This window comes from Inquilinus sp. OTU3971 (genome assembly GCF_038440215.1).
In genome coordinates this window covers 1-3,563 of sequence record NZ_JASATH010000359.1, presented here as the reverse complement: position 1 = coordinate 3,563, position 3,563 = coordinate 1, and the positions used below count along the sequence as shown (strand labels likewise).

Here is a 3,563-nt window from a genome sequence, read left to right as displayed (position 1 = left end):
CCCCCCCCCCCCCCCCCCCCCCCCCCCCCCCGCGCCCCCCCCCCCCCCCCGCGACCACAGCACCTCGACCGGATGGAACCGGACGAGCGAGATCCGGTGCAGCACCGCCGCGCACGGCTGCCAAGCGGCGATGGCGTTGCCGATCGCCGCCGGCACCAGAGCCGGCCTCATGCCCTCGCCGATGGTGACGTGCGGCACCCAGGCCTCCGGCAGGTAATGCGCCCAGCAGCGCGGGCCGGACGCCCAGGTCGCCTGGTGATAGGCGCGGTGCACGGCGAGCAGCTCGGCCGAGACCACCGGGGCGGCGAACAGCACGGCGGGCGGTCCCGGAAACAGGCCCAGGCTCGCCAGCTGGATGGCGAGCGCGGGCTGCCGCTCGGCGAAGCGCTGCAGCGACACGATGACCGCCGCCGGGACCAGGCGATCGTAGACGGCGAGCGAAAGATGCGGCGCGACCCTGGCTCGCCGCGGCGTCGTCGCGTCCGGATCGGCGCGTTCCACCGCATCGATGAGCGGCGCCAGGGCGGCGGCGCTCAGCGGATCGAGATCGAGGTGGACGGCGAACGGCACGGGGTCTCCGGAGCGGCGACCGGACGAGTCTAGCCCTCGCGTGCCCCAGGCGGAAGCCCCAATGCCCGATAAGCCCCCTTATCGGCTAGCGATTTCAATGAGTTGGGATGTCCGAACAGGGTGAGGGGCGACCCCGAGCTGCGAGACGTCCGGATCGCGCAGTGAGCGACCGTCGGGGTCGGCCCTCCATTGCCGACATTGCCCCTGCTCCGCAGAAGCGGACATTCGTCGGCTGGCCGGAATCGACCCGAAGGAATCTTCGGCCGATCAGGCGGGCGACGCTCTTTGACGAACTGGATCGAGCTTGGGGAACCTTCGCCGGGGCTTTATGCTAATTTGAATCGAGGGCAGCTGGCGCCATGGGCGAGACGCGGAAAATCGCGGCGATCCTGGTCGCGGATGTGGTCGGCTACAGTCGTCTCGCCAGCGCAGACGAGGATCGCATCCTGGCGCGGCTGCGGACGCTGCGCAGCGATCTGATCGACCCGACCATCGCAGTGCACAATGGCCGCGTGGTCAAGCGCACCGGAGACGGAAGCCTTATAGAATTCCGCAGCGTGGTGGATGCCGTGCGCTGCGCCGTCGAGGTGCAGACCGCCATGGTCGAGCGCAATGCCGGCGTGCCGCCTGAGCTTCGCATCGAGTTCCGCGTTGGCATCCATCTGGGAGACGTCGTGGAGGAGAGCGACGGCGATTTGATGGGCGACGGTGTCAATATCGCGGCGCGACTGGAGGGACTTGCCGAGCCCGGCGCGATCTGTCTGTCCGAAGATGCCTACCGCCAGGTGAGAGCGCGGCTCGATCTCGCCGTGACCGATCTCGGCGAGACCCAGCTCAAGAATATAGCCCAACCGATCCGGGTCTATTCGCTTCAGGTTGGGGTCGCCTCACAGGCGAAACCGGTTCTACTAGCGCAGACTCGCGCGCTGGAAGGACCTTCGGGGCGATCGTCCGTTCCCGACAAGCCCTCCATCGCCGTGCTCGCATTCAACAATATGAGCGGCGATCCTGAACAGGAGTACTTCTCCGACGGCATCAGCGAGGACATCATCACGGACCTCTCGAGACTGTCCGAGTTGCACGTCATCGCCCGCAATTCGTCGTTCGTATACAAGAAGGCGGCAGTCTCGGTGCAGGACGTGGCTAAGGCACTTGGCGTCCGCTACGTGCTCGAGGGCAGCGTGCGCAAGGCAGGTAACCGGGTGCGGGTCACAGCGCAGTTAATCGACGCTAGTCACGGCGGACATGTCTGGGCCAGCCGGTTCGATCGCGACCTTACCGACATCTTCGCGGTTCAGGACGAGCTCACGCAGGAGATTGTGGGTGCGCTCAAGCCGAAGCTTACGGGTGGCACCGGTCGGTTTGCCGGGACACGCGCGGTCAATATCGAGGCGTACGAATTCTTCTTGCGTGGCCGAGAGCAGGCGTGGGCGCACACCCGAGCCGGAAACATCGCAGCGCGCGGCTTGGCAGAAGCCGCCATCACGATCGATCCGGACTATGCGGCGGCTCATGCACTCATCGCCTTCACCCATGTGCTCGACTATATCAACGCCTGGAGCAGCGATCCGGAGCGCTCGCTCCGGATTGGGCAAGAGCTCGCGGAACAGGCTGTGGGGATGGCCGAGGACCAGCCCAACGGTCACTTCGCATTGGGATTGGCTTGCCTGTGGGGCCGGGAGCTGGACCGGGCGTGGGCAGAGACGCAACGGGGCCTCGCACTTTCGCCCAACTCGGTCCAACTCCTCATGTTGATGGCGCACGTCCAGATATTCTCCGGCGATTCAGCAGGCGCCATCGAGACGCTTGACGCTTCGATGGGGTTGGACCCGCACTATCCAGAACTCCTGCTCCAGTTTGTCGCCGAGGCACGCTTTTCTCTCGGCCAGTATGAGCAGGCGATTGCCGCGATCGAACAGCGGCTCGATCGCAACCCGCGATCAGACGTCGCCTATGCCCTGCTCGCATCGTGCTACGGCCACCTCGGCCGGCCCAAGGAGAGTCGACAGTCCTGGGAGCACGCGCTCCAGATCAATCCCGGCTTTTCTGTCGAGCGCCGTCGCCGTGTCCTGCCCTTCCGCAACCCCGAGGACTTTGAGCGCCGCGTTGAAGGCCTTCGAAAGGCGGGGCTGACAGTCTGAAGATTGACCAACATCCGCCGTGCCCGTTGCGGCGTTGCATTCATCCCTGCTGCGCAGACGAATGTCGCATTTCCACCTTTACCGGCCAGCCGGGCCCGGTTGGAGACCGCGGCAACTGGACATGGCGAGACCGTGCCCCAAGGAGAGCGCCGCCGAACGGGCCAAGCGTGCCCCGCAGCGGCATTCAATAACCCGGCGTTTCCTGTACACTGCGCGACATATTGGCGGCACGGAGTTTCGGACAGATGGCTCGGCATCTTTTCGCCGGCGCGCTCACGCGATTCTTCTCGAATGACTGGCTGACTGAACTGGATGTCGAGGCCCGTGCCACCGGCACCGAGATCCGTCAGATCACCCCGGACGGCAAGCCGGTAGGCAAGACCAACCCCGAGCTCATTGAGCCGAATATCTTGGCGCGGCGGGACTACATCACCAAACAGTTGCTGATGAAAGCGGGCCACCACGTCCAATGGCAGGAGGGCATGCTGCCGCCCTACGCCACCGGCTCGATGGGCTGGCCGGCGCTTGGGGCGCTGTATGTCTGGGCCGCCTATGCCGAGGACAACACCATCCCGCCCGAACGAGCGATCGATGCTCCCTTCGAAGACCCGGTCTTCCTGGCCCGCAGTTCGGCTGATCACGGCTTCGAACTGCTGCCCACGCTGCTGTGCGCCTACTGGCTTCCCTGCCCGGCCGGATTCTTGATCGAATGCCAGGGCCCACTGGACGGTGAAGACCTGGCGCACTCAGGCGGCCCGGCGGATCATCCTCGACGGCGGGTGGATGACGGACGCTTCAGCCTCGCGTTACCCCCCCGCCGCAAGCGCGGGGGGCCCACCCCCCCGTGTCGGG

General features: G+C 66.0%; 3 protein-coding genes. 2 read left to right on the top strand and 1 reads right to left on the bottom strand.

Going from position 1 to position 3,563, the window contains the following annotated elements; translation table 11 throughout:
• Positions 1 to 570: 2'-5' RNA ligase family protein (locus AAHM41_RS39550; RefSeq protein WP_342242132.1), on the bottom strand; the 570-nt coding region annotated here is incomplete at its 3' end.
• Between the two features lie 359 nt (positions 571 to 929).
• On the opposite strand from AAHM41_RS39550, the gene AAHM41_RS39545 reads away from it, so the two are divergent.
• Positions 930 to 2,711 (top strand): adenylate/guanylate cyclase domain-containing protein, encoded by a 1,782-nt coding sequence (locus AAHM41_RS39545; protein ID WP_342242131.1) that lies wholly within the window; start codon positions 930 to 932, stop codon positions 2,709 to 2,711.
• A 245-nt stretch (positions 2,712 to 2,956) separates the two neighbouring features.
• The coding region (locus AAHM41_RS39540; RefSeq protein WP_342242130.1) for a hypothetical protein at positions 2,957 to 3,563 on the top strand (607 nt) is incomplete at its 3' end.

What these genes read in the sequence shown, in the direction of transcription:
- AAHM41_RS39545 (WP_342242131.1), top strand. Translation starts at nt 930, where the DNA reads ATGGGCGAGACGCGGAAAATCGCGGCGATCCTGGTCGCGGATGTGGTC.